The following is a 20,088-nucleotide window of genomic DNA, read 5'->3' as shown; positions in this document are numbered from 1 at the left end:
CGGGGCGCGCCGCTCGCGCGGGGCGCGGGTCGTTTCATCTGGCGCCGGCGAGCGTCTCGGCGGCAAGCGTGTCGAGGCAGGCCGCGCCGACGAGCGCACGGCGCTGCAGCGTGAGCGCTTCGGGCAGCAGGTAGTCGGCGTAAAACCGGGCAAGCCCGCGCTTCGCCTCGTGTGCGGGCCTATCGTCCGTCGCCACCGCCGCCATCCGCAGCCACATCCAGCCCCCGGCGACGAGGCCGACCAGCGCGAGATAGGCGCTCGCGCCGGCCTCCGCATCGCGGCTCGCGGCTGACGGCGCGATGGCGTCGGTGCAGGCGTCGAGCCGCGACAGGCCGTCCGCGACCGCGTCGCGGATTTCCCGAAGTTCGGGGCGGCTCGCGAAACGGTCGAGGTCGGCGCGGATGCGCGCGGCGAAAAGGCGATAACGCTTGCCGCTGTCCTGCGGCAGCTTGCGCGTCACGAGGTCGAGCGCCTGGATGCCGTTCGCGCCCTCGTAGATCGACATCACGCGGCTGTCGCGCACGTACTGCTCGACGCCGGCGTCGGCGACGTAGCCGAGGCCGCCGAACACCTGCACCGCGAGGTTCGCGACTTCGAAGCCGGCGTCCGACCCGCAGGCCTTGCACACGGGCAACAGCCACTCGGCGAGCGCGAGCGCATCCGCGCGCTGCGCCTCGGGCCCGGCATGCGCGAGGTCGAGCTGCAGCGCGGCTTCGAGCACGAGCGCGCGCATCGCCTCGGTGCGCGCGCGCATCACGTGCAGCATCCGCCGCACGTCGGCGTGCTCGACGAGCGCGACAGGCGGCGCGTCCGCGCGCCCGCCCTGCGGTCGCTCGAGCGCATAGCGGAGCGCCTTCGCCGTCGCCGCGCCGGCGACCGCGACGCCCTGCATCGCGACTTCGAGCCGCATCGTGTTCACCATCGTGAACATCGCCTTCAACCCGGCGTTCTCCTGCCCGACGAGTTCGCCGCGCGCGCCGTCGAAGTTCACGACGCAGGTCGGTGAAGCGCGCAGGCCCATCTTGTGCTCGACGCGCGTGACCTCGACGTTGTTGTCCGCGCCGAGCGTCCCGTCCTCCCGCAGCTCGCAGCGCGGCACGACGAAGAGGCTCAGCCCGCGCGTCCCGGCCGGTGCACACGGGATGCGCGCGAGCACCATGTGGATGATCTGCTCGGTGAAGTCCTGATCGCCGTACGTGATGAAGATCTTCGTGCCGGTCAGCCGGTAGCTGCCATCGGCCTGCCGCTCGGCGCGCGTCGCGATGCGGCCGACGTCGGAGCCCGCCTGCGCCTCGGAGATGCAGATCGTCGCCCCCCACTTGCCGGCGGCGAGCGACGGCGCGATCGCGTCGACGAGCGTCTTGGGCGCATGCGCGAGCAGCAGCCGCGTCGCCGCGCGCTCCATCAGCGGGAGCATGCCGAACGCGACGCACGCGCCGTTGACCATCTCGGCGCATGCGGCCTGCAGCGTCAGCGGCAAGGACTGGCCGCCGAATTCCTGCGGCATGTCGAGGCCGGGCCAGCCAGCTTCTACGTAGCGCCAGTACGCATCGCGAAAGCCGCGTGGCGTGACGACGCGGCTGTTCTCGAGGCGACTGCCCTCCTCGTCGCCGGACGCGTTGACCGGCGCGAGGACGCCGGCCGCAAAACGCGCCGACTCGGCGAGCACCGCGTCGGCAAGCTCCTTGTCGGCGTGCGCGAACGCGGGCAGCGCGAAGAGCCGGCGGTAGTGGAGCACGTCGTCGAGGACGAAGCGCAGGTCGTCGAGCGGCGGGGTGTAGGAATCGTTCATCGGAATTCCTCTGGATCGAAGTGGATCTACGCGATCTCGCCGGGGACGGCGAGGATGCGGCGCAGTTCGCGTTTGAGGATCTTGCCGCTCGGGTTCTTCGGCAGCTCGTCGAGGAAGGCGACGTTCCGCGGCTTCTTGTAGCCCGCGAGCGACGCCTTGCAGTGCGCGATGAGTTCGTCGGCCGTCGCGCTCATGCCCGGGCGCAGCACGACCGCCGCGCTCACCGCCTCGCCCCAGGCCTCGTCGGGCAGGCCGATGACCGCCGCTTCGAGCACCGCGGGATGCTCGTACAGCACGCTCTCGACTTCCTTCGAGTAGATGTTGACGCCGCCGCTGATGACCATGTCCTTGACGCGGTCGACGACGAAGAGATAGCGGTCCTCGTCGAGATAGCCGAGATCCCCGGTGTGGAACCAGCCGTCGCGGATCGCCTTTTCGGTCTCCAGCGGCATGTTCCAGTAGCCGCGGATCACCGACGCGCTGCGCACCAGCACTTCGCCCACTTCACCGGTCGCGCAGTCGCGGCCGTCGCCATCGACGATGCGCACCTCCGCGTCGACCGCCTCCCGCCCCGCGGAGGCGAGCCGCCTGCGCTGCTTCTCGTCGCCGTCGACGACGTGGTCTGACGCGACGAGGAAGGTCGCTTCGAGCGTTTCGGTGAGCCCGTAGCCCTGCGTGAAGCCGCAGCGCAGGTGTTCGAGCGCGCGGCGCAGCACCGTCGGCGGCATCGGCCCCCCCCCATAGAAGACGCAGCGCAGGCTCGACAGGTCGGCGTCCGCGAGCCGCGGATTCTCGAGGATCGCGTTGATCATCGTCGGCACCAGCAGCGCGACGCTCGCGCGGTGGCAGCCGACCGCGTCGAGCCAGCGCGCCGGCACGAACGACGGCAGGATCACCTGCGTGCAGCCGAGCATCATGTAGGTGACCGCCATGAACACCGCGCCCATGTGGTACAGCGGCGTCGCGACGAGGTTCACGTCGTCGTGGCGGCTGCTATCGGCGACGAACTGGTTGAACGCGTTCGCGCTGAGGTTGCGATGCGAAACCATCGCGCCCTTCGGCAGCCCGGTCGTGCCGCTGGTGTAGAAGATCGCGAAGGTGTCGTCTTCGTCGCCCGCGCTCGCGAACGGCTCGGGCGCCGCCGCGGCGACGACGTCCGCATAGGCTTCGGCACCGGGGAGCGTCGCGTCGCCGACGATCCAGCGCCGCGTCGTCAGCTCCGGCAGCAGCCCGGCGACGTCGCTCGCCTTGTCCGCGAACAGGGAACCGACGACGAAGAGCGCCGGCGTCGCATGGCCGAGCAATTGCGCAAGCTCGCCGGGCGTCAGACGGTAATTGACCGGCACCGCGACCAGGCCGGCGCGCGCAACGCCGAAATACAGCTCGATGAATTCCGCGCAATTGCCGAGCAGCACTGCGACGCGGTCGCCGCGAGCGAGCCCGCGCGCGCGCAGCGCGTTGGCGACGCGATCGACGCGGCCGTCGAGCTCGCGCCAGCTGCAGCTGCGGTCGTCGATCACGAGCGCGGGCTTGTCAGGGTAGCGCAGCGCGTTGCGCCGGACGATGCGGTCGAGCGTCATGGCCGCGCCTCCTGCCGCATGCGCGGCTTCTTGTAGATCATCGTCACGCACGGCTCGTCGACCGGCCGCCCGTCGGCGTCGAACTGCCGGCCGAAGCGCGACTCGAACACGTCCCAGCCCCACTCGCGCGGCAGGATGTCCATCCACAGCGGCGTGTGCACGCAGTACGCCGACAGCGGCCGCTCGAAAGTCCAGTCCGCGCGCTGCTCGATCACCGCAATGTCGATCGGATGGCGGCGGGAGTCTTCGTTCTTGCCGTCGCGCATCAGCATTCCGCCGCTCGCGCAGTAATGGAGGACGAAAGTCGTCTTCTCGTCGTCCTCGGTCACGTCGAAGCGGTGGCCGTGCGCGCGCAGGAAGCCGGCATAGACCTGCACCAGCAGCGCCGTGTCGCCGGTTTCCCGGATCTGCATCAGCAGCGGCTTCCACAGCCGCTCGCCGATGAAGCGCCAGACGTCCTCGACCGCCTGCTCGCCTAAGCGGTCGCGGATGAAGGTCGCGAAGAGCCCCGACATCTCGACGTAGAGGTCGTGCAGCGGACGCCATTCGTCGCCGACGGCGGCGAGAAGGCGCAAGGCTTCGGCCTTGTCGCCGCTCTCGATCGCCGCGGCGCAGCGTTCCGCCGCCGTCACCGCCAGATCAGGAAGCTGGCGGGAGGTGTTTTCCGCGACGGCGGCGCTCATGCCGGCTCCGCGAGCGAGCCGGCGACGCGACGGGCCACTTCGGCCGACAGCGTGCCGGCCGGAATGACTTCGGCGACGCCCATCTCCCGCAGCGCGCGCGCGTCCTCGTCGGGGATGATGCCGCCGCAAATAACGGGGACGGCGAGCCCCGAGCGGCGCATCTCGTCGAGCAGCCGCCGCACCTGGGTCATGTGCTGCCCGGACAGGAAGCTGATGCCGATCGCGTCGACGTCCTCCTCGGTCGCGACCTTGATCACCTGGCGCGCGTCGTTGTGCAGGCCGAGATACACGACCTCGTAGCCCGCATCGCGCAGGATCTGCGCGACCGTGACGATCCCCGTGTCGTGGCAGTCGAGTCCCATCTTCGCCAGCAGAATGCGCTTTTGCGTGCTCATGACCTCTCCCTCCTAGCGGAACGCCCAGTTCTGGGCTTTGCGCATCGCTTCATGGCATTCGCCCATCGTCGCCTTGTTCTTCAGCGCGTTCATCAGGACCGGCACCATGTTGTCGCCGTCCTTCCACGCCAGCTCGATGCGGGCCATCGCCTCCGCCCACTTGCCGGCGTCGCGGCCGGCGCGGTACTCGCGCAGATACTCGGCGCGCCGCGCGCCCCAGACGTCGGCCTTGATCTTGTGGATCTGCAGCGGCGTCTCGTCCTCGGGCGCGATCGTGAAGCGATTCACCCCGACCAGCGTCCGACATCCGCTGTCGAGATCGGCCTGGTTCTTGATGCGCACGCCGTTGATCTGCTGCTCCAGCCAGCCTTCGCGGATGCAGTCGATCATGCCGCCGCGCCGGTCGATGTCGTCGAGCCGCGCGCGGATCTCGGCTTCCATCCGGTTCGTCAGCGACTCGACGTACCACGAGCCACCGAGCGGATCGATCGTCTTCGTGATGCCGCTTTCGTACGCGATCACCTGCTGCGTGCGCAGCGCGATGCGCGACGACTCCTCGGTCGGCAGGCCGTGCGCCTCGTCGTACGAACAGAGGTGGATCGACTGCGCGCCGCCGAACACCGCGGCCATCGCCTCGACGCTCGCGCGGATGATGTTCACCTGCGGTTGCTGCCGCGTCAGCGTGTTGCCCGCCGACTGGACCGAAAAGCGCAGGCGCCAGCATTCCGGATTGGTCGCGCCGAACTCGTCGCGCATCGTCTTCGCATAGAGCCGGCGCATCGCGCGGAACTTCGCGATCTCCTCGAAGAAATCGATCGAGCACGACAGGAAGAACGACGCCTTGCGCGGAAAGAGATTCACGTCGAGGCCGCGCTCGCGCGCCCGGCGATAGATCGCGAACGCATGGCCGAGCGAGAACGCCCCGTCCTGGATCGCGTCGACGCCGGTTTCGCGCAGGTTGTAGCCGTTGGTGACCATCCAGTTCAGGCGCGGCATGTTCTTCGAGATGAACTCGATGTTGTCCACGCACAGGCGCAGCGTCCCGTCGAGCGGGAAGAACTGCGTGATGGTCTGCAGCGGGCCGCCGCTCATCTGGTAGAAGGGGTCGTTCTGCTGCGTGCCGATCACCTTGTCGAACGGCACGTTCTTCTTCTCGGCGACCGCGGCAAGCATCGCCAGCGTCACCGACGACACCGGCGGCCGGATCGACAGCGCATACGACACCGCATCCGGCCCGAAGCCGTCGTACAGCGTCTCCATGTCCTCGAGCGTGCTGATCGGCACGCCGGTGACGCCGACTTCCCCGTCGGCGACCGGATCGTCGGAATCGAAACCGTACGAGGTCGGCAGATCGATCGTGATCACGAAGCCGTTCGCGCCCTGGCCGTGCAGGTACTTGATGCGCTCGTTGGTTTCCTGCGGCGAGCCGAAGCCGACCTGGAAGCGGCGCGTCCAGATCCGCTCGCGGTACATGCCGGGATAGGGGCCGCGGGTGAAGGGAAACTCGCCCGGCTCGCCGAGATCGCGCGCGCTGTCGAAGTCGCCGACGTCGTCCGGGCGGTACATCTCGTTGATGCCGATGCCGGCGCCGGTCTCGAAGATCTGCTCTTCGTGGTCGCGCGCGGTTCCTGCTGTTGCTCCCTTCGTGCTCATGCCGTCTCTCCCTTGCGCAAGGCCTGCGTCGCTTCGCGGTTCAGCGCGAGCGTCGTTGGATTCACGATCACGCCGTAATGCCGTTCGGCCTCGCCCGCGGACACGTAGCCGTACCGAACCTCCCGCGCGACCAACTCCGCCGGCCGCCGCCGCGGGTCGCCATAGCCGCCCCCGCCGCCGGCGACCTGGTACCAGCGCGTGCCTTTCGGAATGCCGGCGACAACTTCCTTGCTCCGGCAGACATGCACGCTGCCGTCGGGATAGCGCAGCTCGCCGCGGTTCAAGACGCCCGCGCCGCCGCTGAGGATGCCCTTCGCCTCCGAGCCGGGGTCGATGCCGTCGCCGAACGCGCTGATCAGGTTGCCGTCATTCAGGAACTCCATCTCCATCTCGACGCCGAGGCCGCCGCGCCACTGCCCCGGCCCGGCGGAATCCGGCAGGTACTCGAAGCGGTGCAGGAACAGCGGCTCCTTCATCTCGAACATCTCGGGGTCCTGCGCGAGCAGGCCGCCGCCGCACGCGATCAGGCCGATGTGGTCGTAGCCGTCGGCGCCTTCGGTGCCGCCGCCGCCGCCCTTCAGCCCGTTGAACAGGATGTCGACGAAGGGCTGGCCGGTGCGGTCGTTCGTGCCGACCGCGGCGATCGCGAACAGTGGGTTCCACGCGGCGGTGACACGCTCCGGCAGCGCTTGCGACAACGCGTCGAAGATCGCCGCGGAGATCTGGTCCGACAGGTGGTTGCCGAAGGTGCTCGCCGCGGGGAAGCGCGGATTCAGCATCGACCCTTCCGGGATATGCGTCGTCAGCGGGCGCACCATCCCGGCGTTCTGCGGGATGCCAGAGTCCTTGAGGCACATCAGCAGCGTCAGGATCACCGACGTCATGCTCGAGCCGAGCGGCGCGTTGACGTAGCCGGGCGTCTGCGGCGCGGTGCCGGTGAAGTCGAAATGGATGTCCTCGCCCTTGACCGTGACCGCGACCTTGATGTCCATCGTCGAGCCGTCGTTGAACCCGTCGTAATGCACGGTCGACATGCCGCGATAGGTGCCGTCCGGGATCGCGGCGATCTCCGCGCGCATCTGCTGCTCGGTCGCGTTGTACAAGTGCTGCAGGTGCGCGTCGAAGCGTTCCCAGCCGTAGCGCTCGACGAGCTTCCCGAGCTCGCGCTCGCCGACCGCGCAGCCGCCGATCGCGGCCTGGATGTCCTCCTGCACGATGGGGAAGCGGATGTTGCCGAACACGAGGTCCCAGACGTCCTGGCGCTTCCTGCCCTTCTCGTACAGCTTCACCGGCGTGATGCGCAGCGCTTCCTGCCAGATCTCGGTCGCGCCGGGGTTGTATGCGCCGGCGACCGCGCCGCCGACGTCGGCCTGGTGCCCGTTGATCGCCGAGAAGCCGATCAGCCGCTCGCCGGCGAAGATCGGCCGCACGATCTTGACGTCGGCCGCCTGGTTGCCGCCGGTGAAGGGGTCGTTGTGGATGATCACGTCGCCCGGGTACAGCTCGTCGCCGTAGTACTCGACGATGTACTGGATGCCCAGCGGCACCGCGAACGCGAGGATCGGGATGTAGGCCGTCTGCTCCATCATCTGGCCGCGCGCGTCGTACAGCCCGGTCACGAAATCCCGTGCTTCGCTGAGGATCGGCGAGCGCGCGGTGCGCAGCATCACCAGACCCATCTCTTCGGTAATCGCCTTCAACCGGCGCTGGATCACCGTCACCAAAATCGGATCGATTGCGTTCGTCATTTCAGGTCTCCCGCTGGGCCGCCCCGAGGGGGCCTGCGCCCCCTTGGGGGGCAGCGAACAAAGTGAGCGTGGGGGTTTCACTTCAAAACCCTCCGCAGATAGGTGTGGCCGATTTCCTTGTGGAACAGACAGAAAGTGCCGGCGCGGTCGACGACGAAGTCGTACTCGGGGGACACGAAGGTCGTCGTCGTGACCTGCTCGATCAGCGCCGGCCCGCTGCCGAGGTTGCCGAACACCATCGCCTCGCCGTCATAGACCGGGATGTCGCGGAACGCGCGTTCGCCGGCGAGATACACGCGGCGCGTGCCCTTGCGGCAGCGCTCGGCACTCTCGTCGCCGCGTTCCATGAAGTTCATCGCCGGCTTCGCGGTGATGCCGACGACGGTGACGCGCAGGTTGACGATCTCGATCTCGGTCGGCGACCCGGCGAGCGAATAGCCGTAGAGCGCCTCGTGCTCGTGGTGGAACACTTCGCGCAGGTAGTCGATGCCGTCGGCTTCGAAGCGGATGATGTCGAAGCTGCAGGTGATCTCGTTGTGCTGGCCGAGGTAGCGCATGTCGGCCGCGTAATCGACGCGCACCCGGTCGCGCTCCTCGACCTTCTCGTCATGCAGCACCGCCCGCCCTTCATGCTCGAGCTCGCCGAGATACTGCGTCATCAGCCGCGCGTCGGCCTTCGACGCGAGCGCGTGGTAGGTGCGCACGTAGCTGTGCTTGAAGTCCGAGCGCAGCATCCCGCTCGCACAGAAGATCGACGACTCCTTAGGCACGAGGATCACCGGCAGCTCGAGCTCGAGCGCGATCATCGCGCCATGGATCGGCCCCGCGCCGCCGGCGACGACGAGCGGGAATTCACGCGGGTCGATGCCGCGGCTGACCGTGATCTCGCGCAGTCCGGCCGCCATGTTGACGTTGACGAGGTGATACATCCCCGCCGCCGCGTCTTCGACCGTGAGGCCGAGCGGCTGCGCGATGTGCGTGTCGATCGCGGTCCGCGCCGCATCGACGTCGAGCTTCATCCGCCCGCCGAGGAAATAGTTCGGGTCGAGATAGCCGAGCACGAGGCTCGCGTCGGTGCAGGTGGGCAAGGTGCCACCGCGCCCGTAGCACGCCGGTCCCGGATCGGCGCCCGCGCTCTGCGGCCCCATGCGCAGCAGGCCGCCGTCGTCGATCCAGCCGATCGAGCCGCCGCCCGAGCCGATCGTGTGGATGTCGAGCATCGGCAGCGCGAGCCGCTGGCGGTTGATCCAGCCTTCGCTGCGCAGCAGTGGCACGCCGTTCTGCACGACCGCGGCGTCGAACGACGTGCCGCCCATGTCGACCGTCATGCAGCGGTCGTAGCCCTGCACCGCCGCGAACGTGATGCCGGCGGTCGGGCCGCTCGCGGGGCCGGACAGCAGTGTCATCACCGCGCGCTCCGCGGTCGAGGCCGGCGTCGCGACGCCGCCGTTCGACTGCATGATCAGCAGCACGCCGTCGAAGCCGATGCCCTTGAGGTTTTCGAGCAGTGCGTCGAGATAGCGCCGCAGGATCGGTCCGACGTAGCTGTTCAACGCCGCGGTCGACACGCGCTCGTACATCCGCGCCTGCGGCAGCAGCTCGGACGACACCGTGAGGTACGCGCCCGGCAGCAGCTCGGCGACCATCGCCTTCGCCGCCTGTTCGTGCGCCGGGTTCGCGTAGCTGTGCATGAAGCAGATCGCGACGGCGTCGACTTCCTGCCGCTTCAGTTCCTCGACCGCCGCGCGCAGTGACAACTCGTCGAGCGGGGTCACGACTTCGCCGGCGGCGTTGATCCGTTCTACGACGGGCAGGCGGCGGTCGCGCGGCACCAGCGGCGGCGGCGGCGTGAGCTTGTTGTTGTACAGCTCCTCGCGGTACCCGCGCCGCATCTCGAGGATGTCGCGAAACCCAGCGGTCGTCAGCAGCCCGGTCTTGACCCCTCGACCGGTGAGGACCGCGTTCGTCGTGACCGTCGTGCCATGCACGATCAGCTCGACCTGCGCGACGAAGTCGCCGAGCGTCATACCGAGCGAGTCCGCCATTTCTCGCAGGCCGTTCAGCACGCCGATCGACGGATCCTTCGGCGTGCTCGATGTCTTGAACACGCTCGAATTGCCGTGCGAGTCGATGAGGAGGAAGTCGGTAAACGTGCCCCCGACGTCCACGCCGATTCGATAGTTCATCCGGAACCTCCCTCTGGTTTTCGCCCGGCCCGTCTCCGGGCCGGGCGCGGTCAGCGGTCGCCGACCTGCAAGACGACGGCCATCGCGCTGTCGCCCGCGGCGCAGCCGGTGAAGAGGCCGTAACCGCCGCCGCGCAGCGCGAGTTCTTCGATCAGCTCGATCACCGAGCGCGTCCCCATCGGCGCCTGCGCGTGACCCCATACGAGCGAGCAGCCCCAGTTGTTCATCGCCTCGAGATTCGCGCCGGTTTCCCGCGCGAACACGATGTCGTTGAGGGCAAACGGGTTGTGCGTCTTGATCGCGTCGATCTGCGCGAGCGACAGCCCGGCAGCATCGAGCGCGCGCCGCGCCGCCGGGATCGTCGCCTCCGGCATGTATGCGAGCGGCACGCGCGCCTGGCCGAAGCCGAGCAGGCGCACGGCGATCTCGGGTCGCGTCGAAAGCGCCTTCGCCCGCGCGGGGTCGGCGACGACGAGTCCCGCGTTGCCGTCGGCGGGGTGGGTCTGGCAGCCGTAGGTGACGCTGCCGCCGGCGACGACCGGGCGCAGGCGCGCGAGGCCTTCGGGCGTTGAGCAGTTGATGCCCCCGTCGCCGTCGAGCGTCGTCGCGTTCTTGCGGAAGTCCGCCGTCGGCACGTCGAACGGCAGCGTCATGAAGCGGCGCAGGAAGGCGCTGTCGTCGGCGAGCGCGTCGCGGTACTGCGCTTCGCGCCGCAGCACGAGTTCGTGTTGCTGCGACGTCGAGATGCCGTGCTTCGCCGCGACGTTCTCCGCCGTCGCGAGCATCGAGTGCCCGCCGAGCGGATCCTGGCCGAAGTTGTCGAGCACCCAGTTTTCCGCGGCGCCCGTGCCGCCGGGGGCGTGGGGGTTCGGGTAGTAGAGGTGCGGCCCGTTCGACGTCCGGTCGCAGGTGACGGTCAGCGCGACCGAGGCCGCGCCGCTCTCGATCTCCTGCGACGCGGTGAAGAGGCTGCGCACGCCAGTCGCGCACGCCTGCATCACGGTCGGGCCCGCGAGCTGTGGCGCGCCTGCCATTCCCGCGAGCCACGGCAGCCCGTAGAACGCATGACGCTGCGGCACCGACAGCCCGAGGACGCCGAAATCGAAGGTCTGCGGAGAAATGTCGCGCCGCGCGAGCTCGCGCTTCGTCACATGCGCAGCGAACTCTACGCTGTGCAATGACGCGAAGCTGCCCTGCCAGCGGGCGAAGGGCGTACTCCAGTATGCGCCGTAGGGAATCTCGGCCTTGAATGCCACGTGCCTCCTCCTTTTATCGTCTTCTGCCTGACTCCCCGTAACCGACGCCGCGAGGGAACCGCTCAAACTCGTTTTGCTGCACTCTCTTCCTACATCGATTGAAAGTCAATCGATCATCTAAACTTTTTTGATCGGTTTATATTTGAAGATGCACAGACCGTTCCACTCATCTTTTCGCTTCCTTTGAGACCATCTCGGCGCCGGGAATGGAACCCGCTAAATCGACGACGAGGAGTCGCAGCCGGGCGGGGCCGAAAAGCCGACGGCGCCTTCCGCCAGTCGGCGGTGCAGCGCCGAACAGAGGCCGTCACTTGCGCGGAAGGCGCTTCGCTTTTCCGCCCTACGGATCTTTGGGACTGCGGTTCCGCCTGCACCTGTTGGGGCGAGGTAAGCGGTGGCGCCGCGCTCGGGTGCGTCGCCGAGCACTCCGGCCTGCGCGTCGCCCGACGATTGACAGCGCCGAACGATGGCGGCTACTCTGAAAATCAATTGAACATTGATCATTCACGCATCGATCACGTGAGGCATTTTGGATACGAAACTCAATCGCGCACCGACCGGGGAAGACGATTTGGATCAGAGCTACTACAAGGGATGGCATCTCGGCGGCACGCACCACGATGCGATGACCACCGAGTTCGAGTGGGCGGTGCTGCGCTTCGAGCAGGCCTTCCTGCGCTTCATGCTGCAGGCCGCGAGCATGTGCGGACTCGGTGAGCTCAGCGCGGCGGAGCTCGTGCTGCTGCACGTCATCCGCATGCAGGACGGTCCCAAGACCGCCGCCGTGCTCGCGCGCCAGCTCAACATGGACGGCATCACGAACGTGCAGTACAGCCTGCGCAAGCTCCTGAACTTCGGCCTCGTCGACAAGATCAAGGGCGCGAACAGCAAGATCTGGATGTACGCCGCGACCGAACGCGCAGCCGGCATGCTCGACGAATACACGCGCATTCGCCGCGAAATGCTCACCGACCAGACGAAGAACATCGAGAACATCGACAAGAAGCTGTACGACACCGCGAAGCTGATCAGCCTGCTCACCGGCACCTACGACGAAGCGAGCCGGATCTCGGCCACGTACTGCCGGGTCGCCGCGCCGAAGGAACCCGACAGGAGCGAGCCGGAAGAATGAACGAGCGGGGACGCCCGTCCGCGCTCGGGCCGCACAAGAAAAAGGGAATCGCGTTCGACGGGTAGCGGGCCGCCGGTCGCCCGTGCAAACGGGTCCCTTCCGAAGGACACCCACGTCGAAGGAGACCCGCACGGTGCAAACGATCCCCGCAAACCCGCTGCTGCATCATCCGCAACGCCCGCTGCCCCGGCACGTCGCCGTGATCGGCGCCGGCACGATCGGCCCAGACATCGGTTACTACCTGAAACGTGCGCTGCCGCAGATCCGCCTCACGCTGGTGGACGTCGCGCAGCCGGCGCTCGACCGCGCGCTGCAGCGCTGCCACGACTACGCGCGAAAGGCCGTGGCGCGCGGCAAGATGAGCGAGGCCGACGCGGCGGCCATCACCGCGGACATTGTCGGCACGCTGGACTACGGCGCGCTCGCCGACTGCGACTGGGTCATCGAGGCGGCGACCGAGAACCTCGCGTTGAAGCGGCGCCTCTTCGCCGACGTCGAACGCATCGTCTCCCCGCAGGCACTGATCACGTCGAACACCAGTTCGCTGCCGGCGAAGCGGATCTTCGCCGAGCTCGAGCACCCAGGCCGCGCGACGGTCACGCACTTCTTCGCGCCCGCGTGGCGCAACCCCGCGGTCGAAGTGATCGACTGGGACAAGCTTGACGCCGACGTCCTCGCGTACCTGCGCTGGCTCTTCGCCTTCACCGGCAAAGTGCCGCTGCTGACCGACGACGTCGTCTGCTTCATGCTCGACCGGGTCTTCGACAACTGGTGCAACGACGCCGCGCTGCTGCTCGACCGCGCGACCGCGGCCGAGATCGACGGCGCGGTCGCGCGCTAGGTCCACGCGGGGCCGTTCTTCGTGCTGAACCTCGCGCGCGGCAACCCGATCATCACCGAGACGAACACGCTGCAGGCGGACGAGGAAGGCGCGCATTACCGCCCGGCGCCGATCTTCCGCTCGGTGGATACCTGGCTTACCGCCGCCCCGGGCAAGCCCGTCGAGACGCCGCCCGAAATCTCCGAGGCGATACGCGATCGCCTGCTCGGCGTGCTGTTCTCGCAGTCGGTCGACATCCTCGACCGTCGTATCGGCGAGCCCGCCGACCTCGACCTCGGCTGCAAGCTCGCGCTCGGCTTCCGGCACGGGCCGCTCGAGCTGATGCGGGAACTCGGCGAACCCGAGACGCGCCGCATCCTCCAACGCTTTGCCGCCGAGCGTCCCGGCATGCCGATGCCGACGCGGCCGCTCGCCGAATACCAGACGTTCTGGCGGCACTTGCTCGTCGACGACGTCGACGGCGTCAAGGTCATCACGCTGCGTCGTCCGGATGCGCTCAATGCGCTGCACGACGAGATGACCGACGAGATCCTCGCGCTGATCCGCCGCTGCGAAGCCGATCCCGCGGTGCGGGGCTTCGTCCTCGTCGGCTATGGCACGAAGGCGTTCTGCGCCGGCGGGGATATTGGCCGTTTCACGTCGATGCTCGGCGACGCCGAAGCCTCGACGCAGTACGCGCGCGACTGCTCAAGGCTGCTCGTGCACCTCGACGCGATGGAAAAGCCGGTCGTCGCAGCACTGAACGGCCTCGCAATCGGCGGCGGCTTCGAGCTCGCGACCCGCTGCCGCGGCATCGTCGCGCTGCGCTCGGCGCAGATGCAGCTGCCCGAGATCACGCTCGGCATCGTCCCGGGCATCGGCGCGATGGTCGTGCCGTACCGGCGCTGGCCCGACGCTTCGGCGGTGCTCCACGACATGCTGCGCCGGGCCGCTCGCCTGGACGCGTCGCGCGCGTTCGAACTCGGGATCGTGGACCGATTGGCCGACGATTATCCGCAGCTGATCGCGGCGGCCATCGAGCGAGTCCATGCGCTCGCGGGCAAACCGGCGCGGGTTCGCGACGGGAAAGTCCGCATCGCGGCGTTCGACCCGATCGAACCGAAGGCGACGAACGGCCAGCCGCTGAGCGCCGAGGTGACCCGCATCATCGAAACCGCGGTCGCCGAGGCCGCGGCGGCGGAGCGCTTCGCCGACGCGCTCGAGATCGGCTACCGCGCTTGGGGCCGCAGCGCCTGCACCGCCGCCGCGCGTGAAGGCATCACCGCGTTCCAGCAGAAGCGGCAGCCGGACTTCACGAAAACGCCGTAATCCGACTGCCGCACCGCGGCGCCCGCACAACCCGGACTTCCGCGGGGGCCGGCCGCGGCGGAATGCCCCGAACCCACGCGGGGATCACCCCGCTGTACCGCTCGAAGGATCTGACGATCATCAATTTCGTCTGGGCGCCGAACATGAGCCTCATGCCGCACAACCCTAGTCGAGCAACCGTGGGATATCGAGAGGGGTGAAGTCTCTATTCGCGGTGGCCGAGGCCCGCTTCAACGCGTGGAAGCCCTGAAAGCCAGATCTGCCGCGGGGGGCACGCTCGGCTCAGGCGACGGCGACGAGCGAGCGGATGCGCTCCGGATGGCTATAGACCTCAGCGCCCTCGCCGCGGACGAAGGCGCAGAGGGTGATCCCCGCGCGTTCGGCGATGTCGATCGCGAGCGAGGTCGGCGCGGAAATCGCCCCGATCAGTTCGAAGCCGGCACGGACCGACTTCGCGACCATCTCGTAACTCAACCGGCTGGAGACGAGGACACCGCATCCGGAGAACGTCTCGCCGCGCAGCAACAGCTCACCGATGACCTTGTCCAGCGCATTGTGGCGCCCGAGGTCTTCGGCAAACGCGCGCACGCCGAGATCGGCGCCGAAAACCAGCGCCGCGTGCGCGCCGCCGGTGCTGCGGAACACGTACTGGCGCTGCTGCAGGGCGCGGCCGAGGCGGGAGAGATCGCTCGGCGCGACGCGCAGCCGGCGGCTCACCGGCGCACGGCCCGCGAGCTGCGCGGCGATCTGGTCGCCGCCGCCGCAGACGCCGCACGAGCTGTTCATGACGACGTTGCGGCGTCTGACGTTCGTCGCGGCGGGGTTCGCGAGTCGCACCCGGACGACGTCCAGCCGCTGCTCGCAGACCGCCATTTCGGCGATATCCGACAGTTCGTCGATGAGCCCTTCGGTGAGCAGGAAGCCGGCCGCGAGCGCGAGCGGCTCGGGCGCCGGTTCATCGGCGAGGACGCCGTCGTCCGGCGTGTAGCCGACCGGCCCGTCGAGCGGACGCGTCGGCGTCCACATCAGGTTGTAGGTGCCGATTTCCGCGACGTCGAGCGTCAGCACCTCCTCGGCGATCACTTGGTTCGCGACGGTGCCGGAACGGCCGTCGCCCGCGAGTCGCATCGCGCGAAACGTCCTGCCCGCAGGGTCGGTGCACGCCGCAAGTTCGATCATCGCAGTTCTCCGAATGGGCGCGTTCAGGAGCGGGCCGGCAGGCCGATGCTGGCCGCGAGGTCGTATGTGATCGGCTCGTAGACCGCAGCCCGCAACATCAGCAGGCGGAACGCGAAGAAGCCGGCCAGCATCGCGAGCGCGGCGCCGATGCGCAGCGCGAGGGCGTCGCCGCCCGCAATCACGGCGACGAACGGCAGCACGAGGCCGACACCCAGCGCGCCGCCGACGAAGCCGCGCGCATAGCGCCCCTTCAACAGCAACTCCACTGAGAACGCGCCGCCCTTCGACTTCCGGCGCGCGGCGACGAGGATGCTGCCGACGACGGCGAAGTCCGCGGCGAGCAGCACCCCGACGAGGCCCTGCGGCAGCGCCGCCGGCCCATGTCCCGCGAGTGGGCAGACGATCGACGCAAGCAGCACGCCGGCGGTGGTCGCGTAGAGAAAGCTCGCGACCGGCAGCAGCGGCGACGCCCACAGCGCGAACGCCTCCGACGCCGCCATCGCGAAGCCCTGGTAGCACATCACGACGAGGCCGGCCGCGAGCGCGGCATAGCGAATGACATTGACGACTTCGGGCGGCAGGCCGAGGCCGACCGTCTGCGCGAGGATGTGGAGCACGCCGGTGGCGACGAGCACGCCGACCGCGATCGCGCCGCGGCTCACCCACGAGCGGTCCGGCCGGGCGATCGCGCGCCAGGACTTCTTCGGCACGCCCATGTGGGCGAGGTGGAAGTAGGGCTTCAACGTCGCCGCGAGCGCGAGCCCGAGGATCATCCCCGGCACGAGGTCGAGATACAGCGACACGACGAAAAGCCCCGTGCCGACCTCGGCGAAGAAAAACGCGAGCGCCATCGACGTATCCCAATAGCGCTGGAAGCGGTAGCCGGGCCGGAAAGAATTGCCGACCAGACGCTCACTGACTTGAGTCATGAATCACCTCTTTCTCTGTTGCCGGCCATCAAACACAACCGTTCGTCCCGAGCTCGTCGAACGGTGCCATTCGGTTGCCGGTCAATAAGGGGACGGTTCTCAATCGATGTAATAAACCTTCGGCTTCGTGCCCTTCTCCGGCAGCGGCTGACGTCCGCCGCGCTTCTCGATCGCCTGACTCGGCGCGCTGTTCGGATCGTCGAGGTCGCCGAAGATGCGCGCGTTCGTCGGGCACGTCGACACGCAGGCCGGGTTCAGGCCGGCGTCGACGCGCTGGCTGCAGAAGTCGCACTTCGCCGCGGTGCCGGCGATGTAGCGGTCGTAGCCCTGCTCCTCGAACGGCGTGATCTGCCCGGTGCCGAACAGCCCCTTCTGGAACATCTCGTCGCTCAACATCGTGCGCATGTCGTACGGGCACGCGACCGCGCAGCTGCTGCAGCCGATGCATTTTTCGTTGTCGATCATGACGATGCCGTCCTCGCGCGTGTAGGTCGCGCCGCTCGGGCAGACCTTCTCGCATGGGGCGTCCTCGCACTGGTTGCAGATCGTCGGGATATAGACGCGTTTGTTCGTCGGATATTCGCCGTAGTCGTGGCTCAGCGTGCGGGTGAAGAACACGCCGTCGGGGAGCGAGTTCTCCTGCTTGCAGGCGACCACGCAGGCGTTGCAGCCGATGCACGCCTTGAGGTCGAAGACCATGCCCATCTTGGCCATCAGTGCATCCCTCCCTTTCCTTCCGCCTTCTCGATCGAATCGACGAAGTCGTACACCGTCGAGCCCTGCTTGAGGAAATCGGGCCAGTCGGCGAGCTTCGTGATCTTTACCTTGCAGGTCGTCTCCGGCTGGCCCGTCGCGCCGTCGGTGTGCTTCATGTCGTAGGGCAGGAGGTCGTTGTAATGACCGCCCGACATCAGCACCGCGCGGTTTTCGTTGCGGGTGCGCGACAGCGCGTTCGAGACGCCGAGCGTCTCGTGATGGATGCCCTCGGCGGTCGTGAGCCGCCCGTACAGCTTGCCGTACGGCGATTCGACGAGAACGATGTCGCCGTTGGCGAAGCCCATTTTGCGCGCGGTCGCGGTGTTGAGCAGCAGGCCAGTGTGCACCGGGTCGCGATAGGTGATGTCCTTGATCCAGGGATTGCTCAGGCTCTCACCGAAGTTCATCTGGATGTCCTTGAACGTGATCGCGTAGAGGTTGTACTCGGGCGGCTCGTAGTGCAGCGGGTCGAGCACCGTGGTCGGCAGCGGCTGGTAGTCGTCGAACGGCCATTCGTCGCGGAACGGCACTTTCGCGTCCTCGAATTGCCGCCGCAGCTGCTCGCGCTGGACCGGCAGATCCTCGATGTAGAACAGCAGGCGCAGCCCTTCCCACGGGCGGTACCACTTGTCGAGGCGGCGCTCGGTCGAGGAGTGGCCGTGCTCGACGTACCACTCGATCGGCTTGTCGTTCCACAGCTGGCCGAGCCGTTCGGCGATGTCGCGGTCCGAATACTTCCTGCCCGGCTCGAGCGCGAGATGCGGCTTCTGGTTGAAGCCGAGGATCAGGTTGATGACCTCGTTGTACTGGTCGAGCACGCCGAGGCGCTCGGAGAGTTCGAAGAAGATCTCCTCCTCGCTCTTCGTGTCGTACAGCGGCGGCGTCACCGGCTGGCGGAAGCAGATGCCTTCGGTATACGGCGGCTCGATCATCACCGCGTTGTAGGTTTCGAGGTAATCGCTCGACGGCAGGATGATGTCGGCGAAGTCGGTCATCTCGGTCGGGATCACGTCGACGCAGACGATGAAGCGCATGTCCTTGAGGAACTGGATCCACTTCTCGCGCGGCCCCTGGATCGACCACACCGGGTTCGAATGGCAGTTCACGAGCACGTCGGGCTTGAACGTGATGCCGTACTTCTCCGGCTCGGTGTAGGACAGCATGTTCAGGTGCGGCCCGTTGACGCCGACCGGGAAGTAGCCCGCGAGGTGATACTCATTGGGCGGCCACGCGAACGGCGGCATGTGCCCGAGCTGGTGCGGCGTGCCGAGCATCTGGCCGCATTCGCCCGGCTGACAGTGGTTGTTGTCGACGCAGCCGTCGGTGATCGTCACGCCGCAGCGCCCGCCCGGGTGGTCGATGTTGCCGACGAGCATGTTCACCAGCTGGAACGCCTGGTTCGTCTGCATCCCCGTCTTGTGGCCCTGCGCGCCACGGTAGTAGTTGTAGGCCGCGGGGCGGAACGGCACCGTGCGTCCGTCCTCGAGCGTGATCGTCTCGCCGATCTGCGCGGCCTCGGCGAACTCGCGCGCGATGCGGCGCACCGTCGCGGCCGGTACCGTCGTGTGCTTCTCGATCGCCTCGGGCGACGCGTCGCGCAGGATGTCCTTGTACACCTGGAAGGCCGGGCGACATTTGACGCCATTGACGACGTACTCGCCTTCGAGCGCGAGGTTGTCGTTCTTCAGCGTCGGATCGTTCCAGCGCTTCGCGCAGTTGGCGGCCTTGTCCCAGACGAAGATCTGCCCGTCGGCGTCGCGCACGAAGAACTGGTCCGGACCGACGAGATACGGCGCGTTCGTGTCCTTGCGCAGGAATTCGTAGTCGCACAGCCCTTCATTGACGAGCACGTGGCTCAGGCTCATCGCGAACAGGCGGTCGGTCGCCGGACGGATCGGGATCCATTCCTCGGCCTTCGCCCCGGCGATCGACATCCGCGGCTCGACCGTGACGACCTTCATGCCGCGCTCGACGCGCGCCTTCGCGACCCAGTGCGCGGCGGCGGCCGCGTGCAGGTGCGACGAAAAGCCGTCGCCGCCGCCGTTGCTGATCCAGTAGTTGCAGTACTTCGCGTCGTTCGCGGCGCCGAACGCGGAGTGGATGTAGCCGTTCAGCGGGTGATACGCGCCGCCGCACATCGTGCCGCCCGACTGGTAGAAGTTGTGGTTGCCGATCGCCAGCGGCCAGAACCAGATGTGCATCTTCTGGAAGTCTTCCAGCGACGGCATGATCAGGCGCGGGTCCTTGTCGAGCGAGCGCTTGATCTCGCGCGCGGTGATCTCCAGCGCCTCGTCCCAGCCGATCGGCTCCCAGCCGGGGTCGATCCCTGGCCCCTTTTCGGGGTTCGTGCGGCGCATCGGCTGCTTGAAGCGCTGCGGGTCGTAGTGCCGCATGATCCCGGCGTTGCCCTTCGGGCACAGCTTGCCGGCGTTCGACGGATTGGTCGGATTGCCCTCGATCTTGTTGACCACGCCGCCGTCGGTGACGTGCACGCGGATCGAACAGGAATGCAGGCACATCTTGCACGTCGAGTTGATCCACTTTCCTGGCTTCAACGAATTCTGTACGGGCGGGTTACCGCTCATGTCGCGCTCCTTGTCGGGCAGACCATCCGGTCTTCGCAATCAAGGTAAGCGGCGAAGCAGGCGTT

The 20,088-nt window shown here is 67.8% G+C and carries 15 protein-coding genes; 3 read left to right on the top strand and 12 right to left on the bottom strand.

Annotation, left to right across the window (positions count from 1 at the left end):
* Positions 1-34: 34 nt before the first annotated feature.
* The 8 genes from V6M37_RS02415 to V6M37_RS02380 form a co-directional block, all read right to left on the bottom strand.
* On the bottom strand, positions 35-1,792 hold the full coding sequence (locus V6M37_RS02415; RefSeq protein ID WP_332670786.1) for an acyl-CoA dehydrogenase: 1,758 nt from the start codon (positions 1,790-1,792) through the stop codon (positions 35-37).
* A gap of 26 nt (positions 1,793-1,818) precedes the next feature.
* Complete coding sequence (locus V6M37_RS02410) at positions 1,819-3,372, bottom strand: long-chain-fatty-acid--CoA ligase (RefSeq protein ID WP_332670783.1); 1,554 nt, start codon at positions 3,370-3,372, stop codon at positions 1,819-1,821.
* Positions 3,369-4,055: a hypothetical protein gene (locus V6M37_RS02405; protein WP_332670781.1), complete on the bottom strand. Its 687-nt coding sequence runs from the start codon at positions 4,053-4,055 to the stop codon at positions 3,369-3,371. Before V6M37_RS02405 ends, V6M37_RS02410 begins: the two co-directional genes overlap by 4 nt.
* Positions 4,052-4,450 carry a cobalamin B12-binding domain-containing protein gene (locus V6M37_RS02400; RefSeq protein ID WP_332670779.1) on the bottom strand — a complete coding sequence of 133 codons (399 nt, stop codon included), beginning with the start codon at positions 4,448-4,450 and terminating at the stop codon, positions 4,052-4,054. Before V6M37_RS02400 ends, V6M37_RS02405 begins: the two co-directional genes overlap by 4 nt.
* Before the next feature lie 12 nt (positions 4,451-4,462).
* Entirely contained in the window at positions 4,463-6,103 is a 1,641-nt protein-coding gene (locus V6M37_RS02395; RefSeq protein WP_332670777.1) for an acyl-CoA mutase large subunit family protein, read from the bottom strand.
* Positions 6,100-7,851: a hydantoinase B/oxoprolinase family protein gene (locus tag V6M37_RS02390; protein WP_332670775.1), complete on the bottom strand. Its 1,752-nt coding sequence runs from the start codon at positions 7,849-7,851 to the stop codon at positions 6,100-6,102. Before V6M37_RS02390 ends, V6M37_RS02395 begins: the two co-directional genes overlap by 4 nt.
* 77 nt (positions 7,852-7,928) lie before the next feature.
* The gene (locus V6M37_RS02385; protein WP_332670773.1) at positions 7,929-10,037 is read right to left on the bottom strand and encodes a hydantoinase/oxoprolinase family protein; all 2,109 of its coding nucleotides are present in this window, start codon (positions 10,035-10,037) and stop codon (positions 7,929-7,931) included.
* Between the two features lie 50 nt (positions 10,038-10,087).
* Positions 10,088-11,293: a thiolase family protein gene (locus V6M37_RS02380; protein ID WP_332670771.1), complete on the bottom strand. Its 1,206-nt coding sequence runs from the start codon at positions 11,291-11,293 to the stop codon at positions 10,088-10,090.
* A gap of 571 nt (positions 11,294-11,864) precedes the next feature.
* Between V6M37_RS02380 and V6M37_RS02375 the strand changes: the two genes are divergently transcribed.
* From V6M37_RS02375 to V6M37_RS02365, 3 genes are all read left to right on the top strand, one after another.
* Complete coding sequence (locus V6M37_RS02375) at positions 11,865-12,425, top strand: winged helix DNA-binding protein (RefSeq protein ID WP_332670768.1); 561 nt, start codon at positions 11,865-11,867, stop codon at positions 12,423-12,425.
* Between the two features lie 133 nt (positions 12,426-12,558).
* On the top strand, positions 12,559-13,266 hold the full coding sequence (locus V6M37_RS02370; RefSeq protein WP_332670766.1) for a 3-hydroxyacyl-CoA dehydrogenase family protein: 708 nt from the start codon (positions 12,559-12,561) through the stop codon (positions 13,264-13,266).
* Between the two features lie 21 nt (positions 13,267-13,287).
* Entirely contained in the window at positions 13,288-14,574 is a 1,287-nt protein-coding gene (locus V6M37_RS02365; RefSeq protein ID WP_332670763.1) for an enoyl-CoA hydratase-related protein, read from the top strand.
* Between the two features lie 282 nt (positions 14,575-14,856).
* Here V6M37_RS02365 and fdhD read toward each other — a convergent pair whose 3' ends face one another.
* From fdhD to V6M37_RS02345, 4 genes are all read right to left on the bottom strand, one after another.
* Entirely contained in the window at positions 14,857-15,753 is an 897-nt protein-coding gene (gene fdhD, locus V6M37_RS02360) for a formate dehydrogenase accessory sulfurtransferase FdhD (protein WP_332670760.1), read from the bottom strand.
* 23 nt (positions 15,754-15,776) lie between these two features.
* Positions 15,777-16,682, bottom strand: coding sequence for a hypothetical protein (locus tag V6M37_RS02355; RefSeq protein ID WP_332670759.1), 906 nt, complete (start codon positions 16,680-16,682; stop codon positions 15,777-15,779).
* A 99-nt stretch (positions 16,683-16,781) separates the two neighbouring features.
* The gene (locus tag V6M37_RS02350) at positions 16,782-17,396 is read right to left on the bottom strand and encodes a 4Fe-4S dicluster domain-containing protein (protein ID WP_332670756.1); all 615 of its coding nucleotides are present in this window, start codon (positions 17,394-17,396) and stop codon (positions 16,782-16,784) included.
* Complete coding sequence (locus tag V6M37_RS02345) at positions 17,396-20,023, bottom strand: molybdopterin-dependent oxidoreductase (RefSeq protein WP_332670754.1); 2,628 nt, start codon at positions 20,021-20,023, stop codon at positions 17,396-17,398. Before V6M37_RS02345 ends, V6M37_RS02350 begins: the two co-directional genes overlap by 1 nt.
* Positions 20,024-20,088 lie beyond the last annotated feature (65 nt).

This window comes from Aromatoleum sp. (assembly GCF_036675785.1).
Lineage (GTDB): Bacteria > Pseudomonadota > Gammaproteobacteria > Burkholderiales > Rhodocyclaceae > Aromatoleum.
The sequence above is the reverse complement of the archived record's forward strand: the minus strand, read 5'-3'. Positions and strand labels throughout refer to the sequence as shown.